18 protein-coding genes and 6 tRNA genes are annotated in these 19,442 nt (G+C 39.0%); 13 read left to right on the top strand and 11 right to left on the bottom strand.

All coding sequences use genetic code 11. The features are described from left to right. Position 1: 1 nt before the first annotated feature. Both ACXJIN_RS02240 and ACXJIN_RS02235 read right to left on the bottom strand, forming a co-directional pair. Positions 2 to 892, bottom strand: coding sequence for a branched-chain amino acid ABC transporter permease (locus tag ACXJIN_RS02240; RefSeq protein WP_456399173.1), 891 nt, complete (start codon positions 890 to 892; stop codon positions 2 to 4). A 97-nt stretch (positions 893 to 989) separates the two neighbouring features. Next, positions 990 to 2,099, bottom strand: a complete 1,110-nt coding sequence (locus tag ACXJIN_RS02235) for an ABC transporter substrate-binding protein (protein ID WP_456399172.1) — start codon at positions 2,097 to 2,099, stop codon at positions 990 to 992. A gap of 369 nt (positions 2,100 to 2,468) precedes the next feature. Here ACXJIN_RS02235 and ACXJIN_RS02230 point away from each other — a divergent pair, with 369 nt between their 5' ends. The 9 genes from ACXJIN_RS02230 to rlmD all read left to right on the top strand — a co-directional run bounded on the left by ACXJIN_RS02230 (position 2,469) and on the right by rlmD (position 12,293). Further along, positions 2,469 to 3,593, top strand: coding sequence for an MFS transporter (locus tag ACXJIN_RS02230; RefSeq protein ID WP_456399171.1), 1,125 nt, complete (start codon positions 2,469 to 2,471; stop codon positions 3,591 to 3,593). 22 nt (positions 3,594 to 3,615) lie between these two features. Beyond that, on the top strand, positions 3,616 to 4,404 hold the full coding sequence (locus ACXJIN_RS02225) for a carboxymuconolactone decarboxylase family protein (protein ID WP_456399170.1): 789 nt from the start codon (positions 3,616 to 3,618) through the stop codon (positions 4,402 to 4,404). A gap of 13 nt (positions 4,405 to 4,417) precedes the next feature. After that, positions 4,418 to 5,878 carry a YncE family protein gene (locus ACXJIN_RS02220; RefSeq protein ID WP_456399169.1) on the top strand — a complete coding sequence of 487 codons (1,461 nt, stop codon included), beginning with the start codon at positions 4,418 to 4,420 and terminating at the stop codon, positions 5,876 to 5,878. A 14-nt stretch (positions 5,879 to 5,892) separates the two neighbouring features. Beyond that, positions 5,893 to 6,765, top strand: coding sequence for a Ppx/GppA phosphatase family protein (locus ACXJIN_RS02215; protein ID WP_456399168.1), 873 nt, complete (start codon positions 5,893 to 5,895; stop codon positions 6,763 to 6,765). Then, positions 6,762 to 7,907, top strand: a complete 1,146-nt coding sequence (locus ACXJIN_RS02210) for a class I SAM-dependent rRNA methyltransferase (protein ID WP_456399167.1) — start codon at positions 6,762 to 6,764, stop codon at positions 7,905 to 7,907. Before ACXJIN_RS02215 ends, ACXJIN_RS02210 begins: the two co-directional genes overlap by 4 nt. A 117-nt stretch (positions 7,908 to 8,024) precedes the next feature. Then, positions 8,025 to 8,555, top strand: a complete 531-nt coding sequence (def, locus tag ACXJIN_RS02205) for a peptide deformylase (RefSeq protein WP_456399166.1) — start codon at positions 8,025 to 8,027, stop codon at positions 8,553 to 8,555. 24 nt (positions 8,556 to 8,579) lie between these two features. Beyond that, the gene (gene fmt, locus ACXJIN_RS02200) at positions 8,580 to 9,497 is read left to right on the top strand and encodes a methionyl-tRNA formyltransferase (protein WP_456399165.1); all 918 of its coding nucleotides are present in this window, start codon (positions 8,580 to 8,582) and stop codon (positions 9,495 to 9,497) included. Next, complete coding sequence (locus tag ACXJIN_RS02195) at positions 9,445 to 11,064, top strand: hypothetical protein (protein WP_456399164.1); 1,620 nt, start codon at positions 9,445 to 9,447, stop codon at positions 11,062 to 11,064. Before fmt ends, ACXJIN_RS02195 begins: the two co-directional genes overlap by 53 nt. After that, positions 11,061 to 12,293: a 23S rRNA (uracil(1939)-C(5))-methyltransferase RlmD gene (gene rlmD, locus ACXJIN_RS02190; RefSeq protein ID WP_456399163.1), complete on the top strand. Its 1,233-nt coding sequence runs from the start codon at positions 11,061 to 11,063 to the stop codon at positions 12,291 to 12,293. Before ACXJIN_RS02195 ends, rlmD begins: the two co-directional genes overlap by 4 nt. A 317-nt stretch (positions 12,294 to 12,610) precedes the next feature. On the opposite strand, the gene ACXJIN_RS02185 is transcribed toward rlmD, so the two are convergent. The 4 genes from ACXJIN_RS02185 to ACXJIN_RS02170 form a co-directional block, all read right to left on the bottom strand. Next, positions 12,611 to 12,688, bottom strand: a tRNA-Thr gene (locus ACXJIN_RS02185). 19 nt (positions 12,689 to 12,707) lie between these two features. Continuing rightward, a tRNA-Gly gene (locus tag ACXJIN_RS02180) sits at positions 12,708 to 12,782 on the bottom strand. Positions 12,783 to 12,789: 7 nt separating this feature from the next. Further along, a tRNA-Leu gene (locus ACXJIN_RS02175) sits at positions 12,790 to 12,874 on the bottom strand. 7 nt (positions 12,875 to 12,881) lie between these two features. Then, positions 12,882 to 12,957 (bottom strand) — tRNA-Lys (locus ACXJIN_RS02170). 146 nt (positions 12,958 to 13,103) lie between these two features. Between ACXJIN_RS02170 and ACXJIN_RS02165 the strand changes: the two genes are divergently transcribed. Next, a tRNA-Pro gene (locus ACXJIN_RS02165) sits at positions 13,104 to 13,178 on the top strand. Between the two features lie 39 nt (positions 13,179 to 13,217). Here the strand turns inward: ACXJIN_RS02165 and ACXJIN_RS02160 are convergent. Together ACXJIN_RS02160 and ACXJIN_RS02155 are read right to left on the bottom strand one after the other, a co-directional pair. Next, positions 13,218 to 14,078, bottom strand: coding sequence for a damage-control phosphatase ARMT1 family protein (locus ACXJIN_RS02160; RefSeq protein WP_456399162.1), 861 nt, complete (start codon positions 14,076 to 14,078; stop codon positions 13,218 to 13,220). Positions 14,079 to 14,180: 102 nt separating this feature from the next. Next, entirely contained in the window at positions 14,181 to 14,414 is a 234-nt protein-coding gene (locus ACXJIN_RS02155; protein WP_456399161.1) for a transposase, read from the bottom strand. A gap of 319 nt (positions 14,415 to 14,733) precedes the next feature. Here ACXJIN_RS02155 and fabG point away from each other — a divergent pair, with 319 nt between their 5' ends. After that, entirely contained in the window at positions 14,734 to 15,465 is a 732-nt protein-coding gene (gene fabG / locus ACXJIN_RS02150; RefSeq protein WP_456399160.1) for a 3-oxoacyl-[acyl-carrier-protein] reductase, read from the top strand. A gap of 30 nt (positions 15,466 to 15,495) precedes the next feature. Further along, on the top strand, positions 15,496 to 16,701 hold the full coding sequence (locus ACXJIN_RS02145; protein WP_456399159.1) for an acetyl-CoA C-acetyltransferase: 1,206 nt from the start codon (positions 15,496 to 15,498) through the stop codon (positions 16,699 to 16,701). A gap of 74 nt (positions 16,702 to 16,775) precedes the next feature. Here the strand turns inward: ACXJIN_RS02145 and ACXJIN_RS02140 are convergent. The 3 genes from ACXJIN_RS02140 to ACXJIN_RS02130 form a co-directional block, all read right to left on the bottom strand. Next, positions 16,776 to 16,863: transfer RNA gene (locus ACXJIN_RS02140), tRNA-Ser, on the bottom strand. Positions 16,864 to 16,889: 26 nt separating this feature from the next. Continuing rightward, on the bottom strand, positions 16,890 to 18,077 hold the full coding sequence (locus ACXJIN_RS02135; protein WP_456399158.1) for an ABC transporter ATP-binding protein: 1,188 nt from the start codon (positions 18,075 to 18,077) through the stop codon (positions 16,890 to 16,892). Positions 18,078 to 18,088: 11 nt separating this feature from the next. After that, the gene (locus ACXJIN_RS02130; RefSeq protein ID WP_456399157.1) at positions 18,089 to 18,334 is read right to left on the bottom strand and encodes a type II toxin-antitoxin system Phd/YefM family antitoxin; all 246 of its coding nucleotides are present in this window, start codon (positions 18,332 to 18,334) and stop codon (positions 18,089 to 18,091) included. A gap of 144 nt (positions 18,335 to 18,478) precedes the next feature. On the opposite strand from ACXJIN_RS02130, the gene ACXJIN_RS02125 reads away from it, so the two are divergent. Next, positions 18,479 to 19,438 carry an energy-coupling factor transporter transmembrane component T family protein gene (locus ACXJIN_RS02125; protein ID WP_456399156.1) on the top strand — a complete coding sequence of 320 codons (960 nt, stop codon included), beginning with the start codon at positions 18,479 to 18,481 and terminating at the stop codon, positions 19,436 to 19,438. The last annotated feature ends 4 nt before the right edge of the window (positions 19,439 to 19,442 follow it).

Genomic DNA, 19,442 nt, shown 5'->3' with positions numbered 1-19,442 from the left:
CTTACACCTTCTGTTCCGAATAAACTGTGAATATTCCAGTAGGTCTGAACATCAAAAGAACTATCAATATGACGTATGCAAAGACATCTCTGTATCCTGCCAGGTTTGGAAAGAATCCAACAACGAGAATTTCCGTCATGCCTAAAATGAATCCTCCAACAACTGCGCCTGGAACAGAACCTATTCCGCCTATAACAGCGGCAATAAACGCCTTTAACCCTGGAACAAATCCCATGTAAGGCTGAACTTGAGGATATCTCATAGCCCACATTATTCCCGACGTTGCGGCCAGCATAGAACCAATTATGAACGTCAAGCTTATTATGTTATCAACATTGGCTCCCATCAAACTTGTGGTGGGTATATCAGTGGCGATGGCACGCATAGCTGTACCCGTTTTTGTTCTGTAAAGTAACCACAGCACTCCTAAAAGAAGAACGAACGTGACGCCAAGTATGAAGAAGGTCAGCATTTGTATTCTAAGATGGTTGAATATAACAATCTTGTTGAAAAATTTTGGATAGACGTTGAAAGATTTTGGAATGCCACCAAAAACAACAACGGCTAAACTTTCCAAAAAGAAAGAAATACCGATAGCCGTTATCAAGGCTGAAATCCTCGGAGCGTTTCTGAGAGGTCTGTAAGCCACCTTTTCAACACTGAAACCCAACAATCCCGCTAACACAATTCCCACAATAAAACCAAGCCACCATGGCATACTCAAGGCTACAACCATGTAAAGCGCAAAGTAGACTCCCCACATCAATATATCGCCATGGGCAAAATTTATGAGCCTTAATATTCCATAAACCATTGTGTATCCTATAGCTATAAGTGCATACAGTCCACCCAAAAGAGTTCCATTTATGAGATTCTGTGCAAGATGGGACAAGCGTGATCATCTCCTTTACAAGTACCTCTTTTAAACGAGATGGAAATGCCCTTTAAAGCATTCCCATCTCAGAAAAATAGATCTTATTCAGAACAAATTACGGATTTATAGTTGTAACGTAGGTGAATTTACCGTTCTTCACAACATTTACAACGGCTGATTTGATGGTGTTTCCGTATTTGTCAATCGTTATGTAACCGGTAGCACCTTCAAAATGTTTCGTATTTCTCAAAGCTTCGGCTATCTTTTCTGGATTTGTGGAATTTGCACGTTGAATGGCATTTCTCAGCAATAGGTAAGCATCAAATCCAAGAGCTGCCAACGCAGATGGAGATTCCTTGTACATTTCTTTGTATTTGGCAACGAATTCTTTTCCAATTTTGGTGAACGGCGCCTCTGCGTTGAAGTGAGACGTGTAGTAAACACCATTTACAGCGTCTCCACCGATTTTGACAAGTTCTGGCGCCTCCGCTCCATCACCAGCGAGAAATGGACCGGTGTAACCAAGCTGCCTTGCCTGTCTTGCCATCAGGGCAATTTCCGGATAATACCCTGGTACGTATATGACATCCGGATTCTTACTCAAAGCATCTGTGAGCTGAGCACTGAAGTCCTGATCTCCACTCTGATAGAATTCCCTGTAGACTTTTCCACCCATGGCGGTGAAATCTTTAATAAAAAAGTTCGCCAATCCAACACTGTAATCTTGAACAACATCGGTAAACACGACGGCCGTTTTAGCCTTAAGGTAGTCATGAGCAAAGATTGCAGCAACGTGTCCCTGAAATGGATCTATAAAACAAGCTCTGAAAACGTAGTGCTTTCCCTGAGTCACGAGTGGATTTGTTGAAGCCGGCGAAAGCATCGGAACGTGTTTTTTCTCAGCGATGGAACCTCCTGCCAAAGAATGGGAGCTCGCTATTTCGCCAATTATTGCTACAACATGGTTGTAATCTATCAATCTGCTAACTACGTTTGCTGCTTCGGTTTTGTCAGATCTGTTGTCAGCAACGATAAGTTCAATTTTCTTTCCGAGCACCGTTGGATACAAGCTTTGTGCGACTTTGACACCGTTTAAAGTCATTTGACCAAATGCGGCGATTCCTCCAGTCATCGGAAAGGCAACGCCGATTTTCACAGTCTCCGCTCCGAATACCGCTGAGATCATCAACAAGGCGATACCGATCAACACCAACACTTTTTTCATTTAATTTCTCCCCTTTCTTACTTGCCTGAAGCAGGCTAAATTTATTGTGTAAATTTTACACTAAAAAAACGAATATGTCAATATTTAATTCAAAAAAGGTGTTTTTATTAAGTATATAAATCATAATTTTAATTATTTTGTAATATTCCTGGCTCAAGAAGTTAAAAATAAAACTTTTGCCTGTCATTTGAAAAGTGAGTTTTCATTGGATCTCTTTCGTTTTCTATTTAAAATTGCTAAAAACAAAAATTTGCATTCCGTACTTGTTATGTGTAAGAATACAATTAAAGAAAAAAGAATAGTGAGTCGTAAGAAGCTGGTTAGCTTTTAAAAACTCGCCATATAAGGGTTGCCGATATGAGGTGAAGAATGATCCCAAAAGAACTGAAGATGTATTCTTATTTCGCTTTTTTCGCATTTGGCTTTTACGTTGTAATACTGTCGAGTGCCCTTCCTAAGGTTTTAAACGATCTTTCCATAGATTATCTTCAAGGTGGCTATCTTTTTTTATTCGGAACTTTTGGTTACATAGCCGGTTCAATTTTTTGCACCTTTTTAGCCCATAAAATGGGTTTAAAGGTGATAGCACAGCTTGGGGCATTGCTCTTAACATTGGGAGCGCTTGGATATATTTTAAGCAATGATTTCTTTAAATTGGCACTTGCCGGTTTTGTGGCAAACGCGGGAACAGGACTAACAGAGATAGGAGTAGGCTCACTTGTCGGAACTGTTGAAAAAGATAGAGCGGCGAATTTGTTGAATTACGTTAACTCATTTTTTGCGCTGGGCGCTTTGCTAGGTCCTTTCGTTGTGGCTTTATTTATCCATTGGTCATTGGGATGGAGAAGCGTTTACGTTGTTGAAGCTGTAATTGCCCTAATAGCATTTCTCTTTTCTACAAAAATGAAAAAACCTTCCATTGTTTTAGAAGAAAAATTCAATTTTAAGGCCATGTTGGATCCAAAGATAATATTCCTAAACTTGCTTATAATGATATACGTCGGATACGAGGTGGGCTTTTCGGCCTGGGTGAGCACATTTCTCGTTCACATTAGAAATGTAGACATTCCTTTGGCGGCTGCCATGGCTTCAATATTTTGGATTGGAATGTTCGTTGGAAGATATGGAGCAAGTTACGTGAAAATGGAAGAAAAAAAGTGGTTAACGCTGGTTGTGAGCCTTTCACTTATCTCTGTTATTGCTTTCATGTTTTGTACAAATTACCATTTCGCTTTGATTTTCGTGTTTTTAAGTGGCCTTGGTTTTGCCAGTACTTACCCAACTATTCAAGCGATATTGACAAAATACGCTGGTGGAAAAGTCGGCAACCTGATGGGGCTTTTTGTTGCTTTTGTTGGAATAGGTGCTTCAATATCCGATTGGGCAATTGGAAGCGTGTCAAATGCCTGGAACATTTTTTATGGGTTTGGGCTTATTCCTTTGATGATAGCAATTGAGTTGTCTTTGATCGTATTTAGAACTTTTAAAAACTAAACGTGAAAGGATGGATGACTGTATGACAAAAAAAGTAGAAGATTTTAAAAAAGAAAGAGATGAATTAAATGACGTGGTGATGAAGTACGCTAAAAAACATATAAAGAGATTCTACAATTTAGATACAAATGTCTATCTGGATGGTGCTTTACCTCGGAAAACAAAGGAACTGCTTGGACTCGTTTCTTCACTGGTGTTAAGGTGTGATGACTGTGTCGAATACCATCTCATTACTTCTGACGAAAATGGGGTAACGACGAAAGAGATTGAAGAAGCGCTTGCAATAGGCCTTGTTGTTGGAGGGTCAATAGTCATACCACATTTAAGGAGAGCGTTTAAAATATGGGACGAGTTGCAAGAAACAAAAAAAGAAAGGATATTGAGCAAGATTGAAAGTGCCCTTAACGCCACGAAAGAAAAGGAAAAGAAGTTGAGAAGAGTTTGCGAAATATTAGAAGCCAACGTTGAGCATTACGATTGGGTTGGCTTTTATTTAGTGAATAAAAAGAAAGAATTGGTATTGGGGCCTTTTATCGGAGAAAGTACAGAACATGTTAAAATCAAATTTGGAGAAGGCATTTGTGGTCAAGCTGCCGAGTTGGAAAGAACATTCGTAGTTCAAGATGTTTCGAAGGAAAGTAACTACCTTTCCTGCAGCCCAAAAGTTAAGTCTGAAATCGTGGTGCCGATATTCAAGAATGGGAAAGTAGTTGGAGAATTAGACATAGATTCTCATAGAACAGAGCCTTTCACGAAATGGGATGAGGAGTTGTTGTCTAAAATTTGCGATTTGGTTGGGAAAATCATTTAAGGGGGCCTGAACAATGGCTAAAAAATTTCTTCTTGCGTCGTTATTCCTCGCTATTACAATTGTATTAGCTGGATGTACCTTCTTGAACTCTTCAACTCACACGTTAAGTGGTTACGTCAAGGATGTTCTTGGTAACGCCGCTTCTGGTGTAAAAATAGAAGTCTCTTATCCAAACGGTTACAAAGTGACTTACACAGACAAAAACGGATATTGGTCGGAAAGTGGTGTGATAGGCGAAACAACGATCACACCAGAGGCAACTGCCTGGACTTTTAACCCTCCAACAAAGAGCTTATACGTCGACAAGAGCGAAAACAACGTGAATTTCACCGCCAATCCCGTGAATTATTGGGTAAGCGGATATGTTAAAGACAAAAATGGAAACGGTCTCTCCGGCGTAACGATAACATTTGAAAGCTCTCAAGGTACCGCAATATCCGTGAAAACAGATCTAAATGGTTATTGGAAAAGCGATAAATTGAAAGGCACGGTAGAGGTAAAGCCTCTTAAAAACGGATGGCTCTTCAATCCAACTGAAGTGCAAGTTGATAGTTTAAAGAATGACGTTAACTTCACGGCGTCCAAAGGTGTTGGAGAGACGCTTTACATTCCTTTGAAAGGAAGCCCATCAGGTTTAGCTGTGGATGATAAAGGTGGACGACTGTTTGTTGCCAATTCATCTACAAATTTAGTTATGGTTTACGACGTTTACGGTTACGACAAGTTATACGAATACAAGGCTGGCCCTTCTCCTGAAAGTATTTGTTACGATGAAAAAGATAACCGTCTTTTCGTCGCCAATTCTTCCACAGACACTGTAACAATGATAGAAGCCGCCTCGTCACCAAGTAAAGTGAAAGTGAAAGAAATCCTCATAGGAGGAACTCCTCAGGGAATAGCTTACGATGCGAATAACAATTGTGTTTACGTTACAAATTCGTATTACAACGCGGTGAGCGTTTTAAGCGCTTCGCCAACACGAATAGTGGCCACAATTCGTATAGGGAAACCCGTAAACGATATCGCCGTGAATTCCGTAACCAACATGATATACGTTACGAGTAAAAGTGATGGCAGTGTGAGCGTGATAAATGGAAAAGATAACACTTTGTCTGATACGATAAAAATCAATGGAATGCCAGTTGGAGTTGCGGTGAATGAATTTACAAATGAAATATACGTCGCAGATGCGGCAAATAATACGTTGGACGTTATAGACGGCAATACAGATGAAATTTCGAAAAGGGTAAAAGTGGGAAATTCGCCGAGCCACGTTTACATCGATACTCAGAAAAATATTGTATACGTTTCAAATAACTCGGACAACACATTAAGTGTTTTGGATGGCAAAACAAATTCCGTTATTCAAAGTGTTATAGTTGGAAAGGGACCAAGTTGGGTAAGTGGCGACGATAAAATAGGAAGTGTTTACGTCTCGAATTCAACAGAAAAAACGATTAGCGTTATTCATTAGAAAGGAAAAAATCAGTGAAAGTCGCAGTTGTCGATGCGGGAAGCAATTCTTTCATTCTGCTCATAGCCGAAAAAAAAGATGGAAAAATAAATTATCTTCTGGATCTTTCCACTGTAGTTGGAATGGGAAAGATGAAATGTGAAGATGATGGTATTTTTGAAAAAGCGCTTAAAACCATAGAAAAGTACTTGAAAATAAGTGAAGAATATGGCGTGAGCAAACGAATTATCGTAGGAACAGAAGTTTTTCGAAAGTTGCCTCCAAAGTATTTTGAAAAGCTGTCCAGAAAATTCGACAGCGCACGCATACTTTCGGGAAAAGAAGAAGCGGAGCTCTCTTACCTTTCTGTAGCTGATGATGAGAAAATTCCAATTCGTTCACCGTTGGTTATGGATATTGGCGGAGGAAGCGTGGAATACTCTTTTAAAATCGAAAAAGAATTGATTTTGCGAAGCATACCAATGGGTGCCATAGTGTTAACCGAAAAATATGTAGGTTCCTATCCAATCTATGACCAATTGGAAAATGCGAAGGATTTCATAGAAAAAGAACTTTCTTTTCTTCCACAACTTCCATTGGTTTCTATTGGTGGAACGGGAACAACCGTTGCGAGCGTCTTAAAAGGTAAACCTTTTTCGGCAAATTCAATTCATGGAATTTACATACCCGTAGAAGAAATCGAATCACTTTACAAGCGGGCATGTTCCATGTCTCTAAATGAAATCTCTAATCTTCCCGGCATGGAAAAGGGAAGGGAAAGGATAATAGCAGCAGGCATGCTAATCCTTTTGGAAAGCGCCAAAATGTCATCAAACAGAGGAGTTTATGTATCGGTTAGGGGGCATCGGTACGCAATGGCAAAGAAAATCTTGGAGAGTGGCATATGATAATAGTCCATCTGAAAAAAAGAGGCGCAGAAAAGATTCAAAGGGGGCACCTTTGGATATACGAAGATGAGATAAAAAGCGTTGATTCAGATGAAGAAGTCGGAATCGCCAATATCTTCTTCGAAGACGAATTCATGGGAAGAGGCCTTTACAATCTGAGAGCTAATCCTCGCCTAAAACTTTTAACCAGAAAATACGAGGAGATAAATGAAGAATTCTTCGTTAGAAGGTTCCAATCAGCTTTAAAAAGGAGGAGCAGCCTTCCTACCGCGTTCAGAAGAGAGTTCAACGCGGAAGGAGATCTAATTCCATCACTTATCATCGATAGGTTTGCCGATACACTGGTAGTTCAAATAAGATCGAAGGCTCTTGAAAAGATGAAAGAAGATATGGTAAACGCCATGGTAAAAGTATATGCTCCGATGACCATTTATGAAAGAAGTGATTTTGAGTCGATGCCAGAACCTGGTCTTTCAAGAGAAAAGGGAGTTATCTACGGATTGTACCCTACTGAAAAGATACTGAAAGAAAGTAAGTTAAAATTCAAAGTGGATGTGGTTAAGGGTCAAAAAACCGGATTTTTTTACGATCAGAGAAATTCGAGAGAGTTTGCAAAGAAGCTAACATTTGAAGGTGGAAAGGCACTTGATTTATTCACGTATACTGGCAGCTTTGCCATTTTGTTGGCAAAAAGCGGTATGAAAGTGGACGCTGTTGACATTTCAAAAGAAGATTTGAAAGTGGCATATGAAAACGCCGAATTGAACAAAGTAAAAGTGAACTTTATCTGTCAGGACGCTTTTAATTTGAACGGTTTAGAGATGTACGATCTGATCATCGCAGACCCACCTTCTTTAATAAAGGATCGAACGCAAAAGTCAAAAGCATTCGAATTACTAAAGAATTTAATGGTTCAGATAATAGATCACTTGAACGAAAATGGAAAATTCGGTCTTTGTTCGTGTGCTTACAATATAGACAAAGAAATGCTGAAAAAAGTTGTTATGAAAAGTGCAATAGAAAAGAGAAAAATTGTAAGAGAAATCGGGTGGACGGGATTACCTCTGGATCATCCTCATTTACTTTCTATGCCAGAGACGAATTATCTCAAGTGTCTGTGGGCAGAAATTTCAAGTTTCTAAAATTCAGATTGCGATTTGACATAGTGGTATTCTTTGCCATAAGCACCTTTTAAGGGCTCGCTCTCAACGAGCCCTTTTTTGTTTTCACCGTGATATAATTCTTGCGAGGTGATTTGAATGCTTATCAGGTTGTACGGAGATCCTGTTCTTAGAAAAATTGCAAAAGAGGTAGAACCAACATCACTGAAAGATGAATTCGTAAAAGAAATGGCGAACACCATGTACGTAGAAGATGGAGTTGGATTGGCGGCTCCTCAGATTGGGATTTCTGAAAGATTCTTTCTTTATGATATTGGCGAAAAGCTCCATGTTGTGGTGAATCCTGAAATTATTGAAATGTCCGATGAAAAAGAGCTTGGTGAGGAAGGTTGTCTGAGTATTCCAGACATATTTGAAGAAGTTTCACGATCTGTGAAAATAAAGGTTAAGTACTTCGATACCGCAAATCAAGAATACGTAAGGGAATTGGAAGGCTACGAAGCGAGAGTTTTTCAACACGAATTTGATCACCTGAACGGCAAGCTTTTCATAGATTACATAAGCGCCGTAAAGAAAAAATTGTTGAGGCAAAAATTGAGTGAAATTAAGAAAAAAAGTGCAGAGATATTGAAAAAAGTGGAAAAAATGTCGGCAAAAGACGCAAAATGAGCTTTTGCTTTTTGGAGGTGTAAAATGAAAGTAATATTTCTAGGTTCTGCCGAATTTGCCATTGAAAGTTTGAAACACATATATGAAAAGCATGATATCCCTTTGGTCATTAGCCAACCTCCACGGCCCGCTGGAAGAAATAGAAAGCTTACCCCCACACCGGTTTCCGAATTCGCAAAAGAAAACGGTATTCCGTTGTTGGAAGTGGAAAATGTTAACTCTCAAGAGATTTTGAATAAGATAAGAAAACTCAATGCGGATGTTGCCATAGTGATAGCTTTTGGACAATTTTTGAAAAAAGAACTTCTATCAAGCACAAAACTAGGTTTTTTCAACCTTCACGCTTCTCTTCTGCCAAAGTACAGAGGGGCGGCACCAATTCAAAGAGCCCTTCTCGATGGAGTAACACAAACCGGCGTGACACTTTTCAAAATAGATGAAGGCATGGATACTGGAGATGTCGCTTTGACGGAAAAAATTCCAGTGGATCCTTACGAAACCTTTGATACCCTTTACAAAAGGCTGTCAGAGATTGGAGCCAAAGTTGTTGAAAAGTTTCTTTCCAATCCAAACATTCCTCTAACTCCACAAAGTGGAGAGGCAAGCAAAGCCCCTAAGATAATTTTAAAGGAAACCTTTATTGATTGGAATAAACCGGCTGAAGAAGTTGCGAACAAAATACGAGCCTTTGATTCAATCCCCGGTGCACGTGCAAAATTGAATGGAGAAACTGTAAAACTTTTCGGGGTAAAAGGCCTTTCGATGACGGAAAGAGGGAGTGCCGGTCAGATAGTAAGCATACGTGATCACGCATTGATCGCTTGCGGTGAAGGTGGAGTAATAGTCGAAAGAATACAATTCCCGTCTAAGAAGGTGATAACTTTCGGCGATGCGGAGAACGGTCACAAGCTTCATCGTGGCATCTCTTTTGATGTTCGTTAGCCTTAAAGTTTTTTCTCTTACCATTCAAATAAACCAATCTTTTAACACTTCTTTTTCTTTTGGAAGTGAGAAGATACTTGAAGATTTCTCGCTTCCAAATGATTTTTTTATCACACAGAACATGGCTGTGAGACTTTGGGGAAACGTAAATTCAAATTTTTACGTCTATGGAAAAATTCAAAACACAAATGTTGACACTTTCATAGTGGATTATCTCCCCTGGAATATGCAAATTGGAACAGTGCAATTGAACGTGGCCGGCGCTTATCCTTTTTCAATAGTTGGGCTTTCTACTCCTAACTTTTCGCTTGGTCAACTGAGAGGGTACAGAAGAATTTTGAACTTCACGGTGAAACGTCCAAACCAAATATTTACAATTGGGAGCGCGGCATTTGGAAGTGTAAAAGTTTATCTAAATGGAGTTTTACTTTCATCTTCTAAATACGAGTTGAATTACGAAGATGGGATCTTGATCGTTCCAGAGGCGGTCCCTTCAGATGTTGTTAGTATTGAATATCAGAGTTTGACGAACGCTTGCCCACTTTACGCTTTGAATTTCAGTAAGGCTTTCGCTTTATCAAAAGAAAGATTTGAATTTGGGGCTGCTGCTTTTTCTTCGTCGGCAACTAACACACAATTTTTCATATTTTCAAAAATAGAAAGCGGCAAGATCGCCCTTTCAAGCTGGATAAATGTGGAGAAAAATGTATCTTTTAAAGTAAAACTTTCCAGAAAATTTCATCTTCTTGGAATGAACAACGTGTTAGATCTTTATTACAATAGCCCAAATTTCAGAAAACCCATGGAAATTCCACAACAAACAGGGTTAGGTTTTGTTCTGTCTTGCATCAATAACTCTGGAAAGATGAAAATGTCTTCAGATTTAAATGAGTTGGAAGTTTCTTTTGATCAAGATAATTCTAATCTTTTTTTAGAAGTTGGAAAAAATGATAATCTGATCTTCAGAGCTTCAAACAAAAACGTTCGTGCGGGTTTAAACTTAAAAAAAGGTGTTTTTACAACGTTTGAAGGAATAAAGATGGGAAATTTTTCTGCCTTCTTTTTTCAAGACAATTTTTTGAAAAAGAATAGCGCTACGTTTTCATTGTCTAATCCCATTTCATTCGAAGCAAGCATATCATCTTCATCCGTTGGCTTAAAACTTTCAAAAGATTTCGGGTTAATTGGATTTTCTTATTCATTTCAAAAAAACGTGAATGCCACCGATGAAACGTTTAACTTCAAAGTGAACGGAAACTTTGGGAATTCAAAGTGGAAAGCGAACTTTCAATCAAAATCTGAAAAAGTGAGTTTTGCCATTTCATCACAAATCCCCATTTTCAACGATAAATTGAACATAAGTGTGGCTTCCTCTGGAGCTTTATTTGCATTCAATACAAAGAATTTTTCGATTGAAATGAATTTGAAGGAAGATGGTGTTAAAATTCATGGAGGCTTTACCGGTAATATTGGCCAATGGCAAGATGGAGTGTATCTTACAATTGGTGCTCAAAATGGAAAAATGGCAGGTACGATTTCGTTTAAATTATGGAGGAGCGAATTTTGAAACTGAAAATTGAAAAGATGGTCTACGGTGGTTATGGATTATGTTATGGAGAAGGAAAGACGTTTCTGGTAAAAGGTGCGTATCCTGGCGAAGAAGTGGAAGCGGAAATCATTGAAAGTAAAAAAGGAGTCTTTTTTGCCCAAACACAAAAGATTTTACAACCATCCAAGTTCAGAATAGTTCCATCATGCAGGCATTTCAAAGAGTGTGATGGATGCGAATGGATGGACGTATCTTACGAAGAACAATTGAAATTCAAACAGGAAATATTTGTAGAACAGATGAAAAGAATAGCAAAATTCAACGTGAAAAAACCGGAAATTTTTGAGACGAAGGAAAAACATTACAGGAACAAAGCAGAATTCGTGGTTAGAAACTCCGAGTTAGGTTTCTTTCGAAAACATAGCCATAATTTCGTGAAGATAAGAAAGTGTGAAATCTTATCCGAAAGGTTAAATGAACTCAAGAAAAAAGTTGGCATCCTTTTAAAAAAGCATCCAAGATTTTCTTCAAAAGTTGAGCATGTTGTGCTAAGGGAAGGAAACAATGAAACTATGGTGATATTCATATCTTCCAAAGATCTCACACCACCATCTTTGGAAGATGTTGATAATGTCGTATCGTTAAAAAGAAAGGTTCATTCCCATGTTATCATAAGTGGCAAAGAAAGGACACATCAAGGAAAAAACACCATTGATGTGAAGATAAACGATATTCAATACCAAGTGCCAGCAAAGTCATTTTTTCAAGTAAATTATGAGGGGGCGAGGATACTATCAAGAATTGTAAGAGAATACGTACAAAATGGAGAGAAACTTCTGGATCTCTATTGCGGAATAGGCTTTTTTAGCCTTCAGTTTCACGATAAATTCAAAAGAATTCTTGGAGTTGAAAGTTCGCCTTCCTCGATTATTTACGCTCAAAAAAATGCGAGTATGAATGGCTTTGATAACGTTGAATTCAAAGTCCAAAAAACTGAAGAATGGGAAAGTGAAGAAAAATTCGATGTTGTTGTAGTTGATCCACCTCGCGGCGGTTTGAGAAATACCGCAGAAAAAGTGGCACTTTTATCTAAAAAAAAGATAGTGTATGTGTCGTGTGATTCGTCCACTTTTGCAAGGGACACCAAAATTCTTATGAAAAACGGGTTTGAACTGAAGAACGTAAAAATTGTCGATATGTTCCCACAAACACATCATTTTGAAGTGGTAGCGCTCTTCGAAAGATGACAAAACTCATCCATGAAAGATTCCGTTACGTATGAAGCGCTTTGTTGCTCCCATTATCCGGCTTCTTCCATACCACACGAAAAATGGCTCTGCCGATAATTCCTTTGTAAATGGGAACAGACTTTTCAATTTGGGGGCTCCTTTGATTTTCTTCTAAAAACTGAGTAACAGCGTAATTGACGAGGAGGGTTCATCTTTTTAATTTCTTAAAATTATTCATGTACAACCTTCATTCAATTTGAGCAGCACATAAATTGAGAATAATTTTGAAGAAAAAACAAAAAAGGACACGAATTGTGTCCTTTTAATTATCTCGTTGGAGCAGGTGATGGGATTCGAACCCATGACCTCCGCCTTACCAAGGCGGCGCTCTAACCTGCTGAAGCTACACCTGCGCTCCAAATAAAATAAAAATGGAGCGGGAAACGGGGGTCGAACCCGCGACCTTCTGCTTGGCAAGCAGACGCTCTACCACTGAGCTATTCCCGCTCGTTCTTGGTGCGAGAGGTGGGACTTGAACCCACACGGGTTTCCCCACTGGATCCTAAGTCCAGCGCGTCTGCCAATTCCGCCACCCTCGCGCACTGTTGGTGACCCGTGCGGGATTCGAACCCGCGGCCCCTTGATTAAAAGTCAAGTGCTCTACCAGCTGAGCTAACAGGTCTCTTTCAAAGACGAATAAATTTTACCATATGAGCGCTTTCAAGTCAAGCCTCGAATTGACTCATCGACTCGATTTCATATATATTTTTTTAAATCAATTTGATACCTTGAAAATGGTCTTTGCTTTGTGTTATACTTTCGTTGTAGCGGGGCGTAGCGCAGAGGTAGCGCACCTGTCTTGGGCACAGGGGGTCGCTGGTTCAAATCCAGTCGCCCCGACCAAAAAAGCGCAGATATCTGCGCTTTTTATTTTGTGTTTTATTATTTCCAATTTGCCAGAATGGCATCACCAACGTTGACATTAAGCACTCTGGCTATAACGGGACATTTGGCCTCTAAGAAAAAGAAGAGACGTTCATCGTGTACGTCATCTAAACCCTCAAAATTGCCTTGGCCTTTTGAAATGATAACATCTGCTTTTTCCCATGTTTTCATAAAATCATCACTTGCAAAGTTCATGTCCATACCAGCCATGGGACTACCAGAATCGATTATCTCATCCGTTGAAATTCCAACTTCTACAGCATCATTTTTCGTGACATCGTTTAAAATTGGTTCACTTCTGACGGCAAACTTCACACAAACATTGAAAAGCGCTTTCAGCTTATCTGAAAAAGCTTTATCAAAAACAACTTCCCCAGTGTTGTCTAAAATGTACAGAACACACTTTGCATTTTTCATTTTTGAATAAAAAAGATCAAAGTTGTCCAATTTCAAAGTCTTGTTTTTCAACATATCCAAGAATTCATCTTCTTTATCCAAATCAATATCTTTAACTCCAAGATCTAAATGGTTACCTAAAATTGCCGCTGTTGCCAAAACTTTCAGGGAATTAGAAGATGAATTGGAAAATTCGATCACATCCTTTACCATACTTCGAGCTTTCTTATTGAGAGCCTGTTTTCTTTTTGTGTAAAGATCCCTTATACCCGTGAATTTTTTAATTGCATCATTTGCAAGTTTCGAAAGTTCAGTTGGTTTCATCCCAAAGTAAGCTTTTTCCAAACTCATTGATGCCTTTCTCATTGCTTCAAATTTTTCTTCATCACTTGCATCCCACTCATCCAAACTTCTCCTTATTTGCGTTAAAACGCAGGAAAAACAATCAGCTAACGCTTTCAAAATACCACCACCTTTGTACATTCACATTTTTTGCATTCTTTTATATTGTACCATCAGCTTTTTACAGATGTAAATTTTGATCCTGTCGTTATCAACTTACTCTCAATTTATGCAATTTAAATTGGATTTCTCTTTCAACAACATTTCATGGTCTTTGAAAATCATGTGCGCTAAGATGATCAACAACATCCAATGCTCTTGAGCCGCATCACTCAAAAGTTTGCAGTCTTTGAGTCCAAGCTCTTGCTTTGCCATCTTAAAAAAGCTTTCTATCTTCCAACGTTCAAGATAATTCTTGACTATCTCAACACCCCCTTTAACATTTGAAAAGAGCATGTCGATTGGAGAAAAGGCATTATCTTTAATGATGCCTACTGTTAGAACTACCTACTGTAAATTTGGGACCCTGTCAGCTCGAACGAGATTCTCGAAATTCATGAAAAAAAGAAGACAGAAAGGAGGCGTCTCGATTCCGTCAAATCACAAATGTGGATTTTATTTTTAGGCATCACGTATTCCAATAAAGAAGTTCTCAAATAGACCATTTTATACAAAAAGTATTTGTTTGGAACGCTTTTGGTGATAACATATAAAGTGAGCGTGGTTAAAATTTAAATGCCAGAGTTTTCAAAAAATTAAAAGATGGAGGGATTTTATGAGGTTAGAAGGAAAGGTAGCGCTCATAACAGGCGGTGCGAGTGGGATAGGTCTGGCTACGTGTAAGAAATTCATTGAAGAAGGAGCTACAGTGGCGGCATGTGATTTTAATGAAGAAGCTTTGAAAGCTGCAGCTGAAGAAATTGGTGCTCAATACCATCCTTACAAGATGGACGTTTCAAATCATGAAATGGTAAAAGAAGTTGTCGAGAAAATAGCTTCAGAGCTTGGAAAAATAGACATACTTGTAAATAACGCTGGCATAACAAAAGACAATTTCCTTGTTAAAATGCCGGAAAAAGATTTCGATGCTGTCATAAACGTGAATTTAAAAGGAGTATACAACGTCACACAGGCAGTTGTACCTTACATGATGGAAAAGAAAAGTGGAGTTATACTAAACGCCTCATCTGTTGTTGGAGTATACGGCAATATTGGACAAACAAATTACGTTGCCTCAAAAGCCGGCGTTATAGGAATGACCAAAACATGGGCAAAAGAATTTGCAAGATACAACATTCGCGTGAACGCGGTAGCCCCAGGATTTATAAAAACTCCAATGACCTCAAAGGTTCCACAAAAAGTTATCGATTACATGAATTCTAAAACGCCACTTGGTAGAATGGGAGAAGCCGTAGAAATAGCCAACGCTTACTTATTTCTTGCGTCGGATGAGGCCTCTTACATAACAGGACAAGTTCTTGGCGTTGATGGAGGCTTAGTGGTTTAAAAAAATATGAATATATGAGGAGGATAAAAAATGTCAAGAAAAGTTTATATTGTTGGTGCAAAAAGAACGGCAATAGGAGTTTACGGAGGAAGTTTAAAAGATATTCCTGCTGCTAAATTAGGAGCCGCTGCGATAAAGGCTGCAATGGAACAGGCAAAAATAGATCCCAAAGAAGTTGATGAAACGATAGTTGGAAATGTTCTTATCGCTGGACAGGGAATGGGACCCGCGAGACAGGCATCTATATATGCGGGAATTCCTGTGGAAGTACCGGCCTTTACTGTTCATATGGTGTGTGGAAGTGGAATGAAAGCCTTGATGATAGGCGCTACTGATATAATTGCCGGTCAAGCCGATTTGGTTGTAACTGCCGGTATGGAAAGCATGTCACAGGCTCCTTATCTTGTGCCTGGAAAAGTTAGATTTGGAACAAAATTTGGAGATGTACAAATGGTCGATCACATGGTATACGATGGCTTAACGGACGTTTTCAACCAGGTACATATGGGAATAACGGCTGAAGAAATAGCAAAAAGACTGAACATATCTCGTCAGGAACAAGACGAGTTCGCTTTGGAAAGTCAGAACAGAGCAAGAAAAGCGGTAACTTCTGGGAGACTAAAAGAAGAAATAGTTCCAATTGAGGTTAAATTGAAAAAGGAAACCAAGATATTCGATACGGATGAAGGCCCAAGGGAAACTTCATTGGAAAAACTTTCAAAACTTCGCCCAGCTTTCAAAAAAGATGGAACTGTAACTGCGGGAAATTCTTCAACCCTTAACGATGGAGCAAGTGCAATAGTAATTGCAAGTGAAGAATTCGTCAAAGCTCACGGTTTAATCCCTCTTGCGGAAGTATTCGCATGGGGTCAGGGTGGTGTAGATCCCATCGTTATGGGCCTTGGACCTGTACCCGCAACAGACAAAGCTTTAAAAAATGCGGGATTGAACTTCAAAGATATTCAACTTTTTGAAGCCAATGAAGCCTTTGCCGTCCAAACACTTGGAGTTATGAGAAATTGGCAAGAAATGTACTCCGTTACCAAAGATTACATAATGGAAAGATCTAACGTTAACGGTGGTGCCATCGCATTTGGACACCCCATAGGTTGCTCGGGTAACAGAATAACGGTAACACTTTTATACGAAATGATGAAAAGAGATTTGGAACTGGGTTTGGCCACTCTATGCATCGGTGGCGGCATGGGCACGGCAGTAGTGATAAAAAGGATTTAATGGTTTTTAATAGCTTAAAATAAAGGTTAGACGCTCGTCTCACCTTTATTTGTTGCGCTCGCTAGCATAAAAAATGGCGGAGGTGCTGGGACTCGAACCCAGAAGGCACATAGTGCCACCGGTTTTCAAGACCGGCCCCTTAGCCAATTCGGGCACACCTCCGTCTCCCTATATTTCTTACTTAAAAATTATTCGCTTTTTCCCATTTGGAAATTATCACCTTTTTTGGCACTTTTGCTTGCATTCAATCCGTGTTCAAGTTTTTCTTTGGTAATTATGGCCTTCTGGGTTTCCTTGTCAAAGGCTCTCATCATTGACATATCAAAGACTAAATCTATTGATTGCCCAACTTCCGCTTCTGTTTTAGGATCTATAGAAGCGACTATAACGTCGTCTCCCACCCTTGCGTGAAGGATGGTTTGATTGCCTAATGGTTCCAATATGTCTACACTTACCCTCACAGTGTTATCCGACTTGGCCGCCACGGCAAACATTTTATCGTAAATGTCTTCTGGCCTGATGCCGAATATTATCTCTCTGTTTATGTATTCTTTGAGTTCTTCTTTGTATATCTGAGGAACCTTAAGCATTATATCATTTTTAAGCCTTATCCACAAGTCCCCATCTTTTTCAATTACAACGGCATCTAAAAAGTTCATTGATGGAGAACCTATAAAACCGGCGACAAACACGTTGTTTGGATAATGATAGACGTTAAATGGGGAATCTATTTGTTGAATGATACCATCTTTTATAACGACTATTTTATCTGCCATCGTCATGGCTTCTACCTGATCGTGAGTGACGTAAACCATTGTAGCATTCAATCTTAAATGAAGTTTTTTCAGCTCACTTCTCATCTGTACTCTCAACTTAGCATCAAGGTTGGACAAAGGCTCGTCAAAAAGAAAAACCTTCGGGTTTCTCACTATTGCACGTCCTAAAGCTACACGCTGACGCTGTCCACCAGAAAGCTGTTTTGGTTTTCTATCAAGAAGATTTTCAATACTGAGTATACGCGCAGCTTCTTTAACCCTTCTATCAATTTCATCTTTTGGGAATTTTCTTAACCTAAGTCCAAACGACATGTTCTGATAAACCGTCATGTGCGGGTACAAAGCGTAATTCTGAAACACCATGGCGATATCTCTGTCTTTTGGTTCAACATCATTTACAACCTTTCCACCGATTTTAATCTCTCCCTTTGTGATTTCTTCAAGTCCCGCTATCATTCTAAGTGTCGTTGTCTTTCCACAACCTGATGGTCCAACGAGAACGGCAAATTCTTTGTCATTTATCACCAGATTTGCATCTTTAACGGCTTCAACTTTTCCATCGTAAATTTTCCACACATGTTCAAGCACCACATCTGCCATTTTGGCACCTCCTAATAATCTTTTAAGATGTTGTTGATTGGATCTTCAATGGTGGCGTTTCCCATATCTAAAAGGTAAAGATCTTTCACCTTTTCCAAAAAATCCATCATTTTTACGTATTTATCATAACTGATAACCGCCGCTGCAGGTATTCCATTTTTTGTTATCACGGCATCTCCATCTTTTAAAGCGGAAAGCATCTTTGAAAGCTCTGCTTTCGCTTCGGCAACACTGTAAAAATGCAATTTTTCAAGCATTCTTTCACCTCTTAACCATAATTATAGTCATTTTTTTGGTTCTTGTCAACAAGAAATAGGTGACAGGTAAAATTTATCCTATTGACTCTTTTTATAAAATGTGTTATACTTTTATAGTACACTATTTAAATAGAGGTGAGTGAAATGCTAAAACGGTATCCAATACTTTTAAAAGTTTCTTTCGCCCTTTTACTGTCTTTCTTAGCTTTTTTCGTTTCACAAGATATATTGAAGATTGTTTTTACTTTTTTGGGTGTTATCATCTTTGCCCTATCTTTTCAACGCTTTAGAAAGCTTTTCATCGTTTTGGTAACGATCTTCGTGTTCTTGCCAGCCCTCTTTCTTGTATCGTTGAGTGCAATTCACACTTTTGATTACATAAACCCATTTTATAACCCAGTCTTTCACTCTTTCATGTTTGAAAGATTTTTTGGCGGTTATCACGATTTCTTTCCAGAGAAAGAAAGCAATGGCCCCCAGAAGCTTTATCCCGATAAAAGCTTGAAAGCGGCTTCTGATGTGCGTTTGTACGTGAGCGGATTGGAGCTTGATTTTTCTCCTGATTCAACGCTAATAAGCATTCCTTCTAATTTGATCACAACGAGAAAACACAACGTGCTTGAAATATCTGCACCTCAAGGGAAACGCTACAATAATTACACTTACGTTGTAAAGATGGGTACCAAAAACAAATACAACAGTTTGCTGGTACATTCTAACGGAACGGCATTGAAAGGTAACATGAGTGAAAAGGTAAATGATATGACCATTGAATGCAATGGTCTAGCTTTGAATGGTCTTTTTAAAGTAGGAAAGATGATCATCAACTGTAATGGAGCTACTCTTTCCGGAGAAATGAATGCGAGTACCGTTAGAATAGACGCCAATGGGCTTGTTGCTCATCTTTCTTTAAATGGAGTCCAAAATTTTGCAGTGAACTGTAACAGTGCCATTGGAAGTGTAAACTATTTAGACGAATGGTCAGGCACGCGTCTCTTTTCGTTGAAAGGCAATGCCGGAACGTTTAGCGTTAAGATTCCACAAAAGGCTGGAAAGCTCGAAACTATAACAACAGGAGTGCTTGTAAAAATAGTGAAATATTGAAAGG

This window comes from Mesoaciditoga sp. (assembly GCF_054006115.1).
Note: the sequence above shows the minus strand (reverse complement) of the source record. Positions and strands in the feature narration are given on the sequence as shown.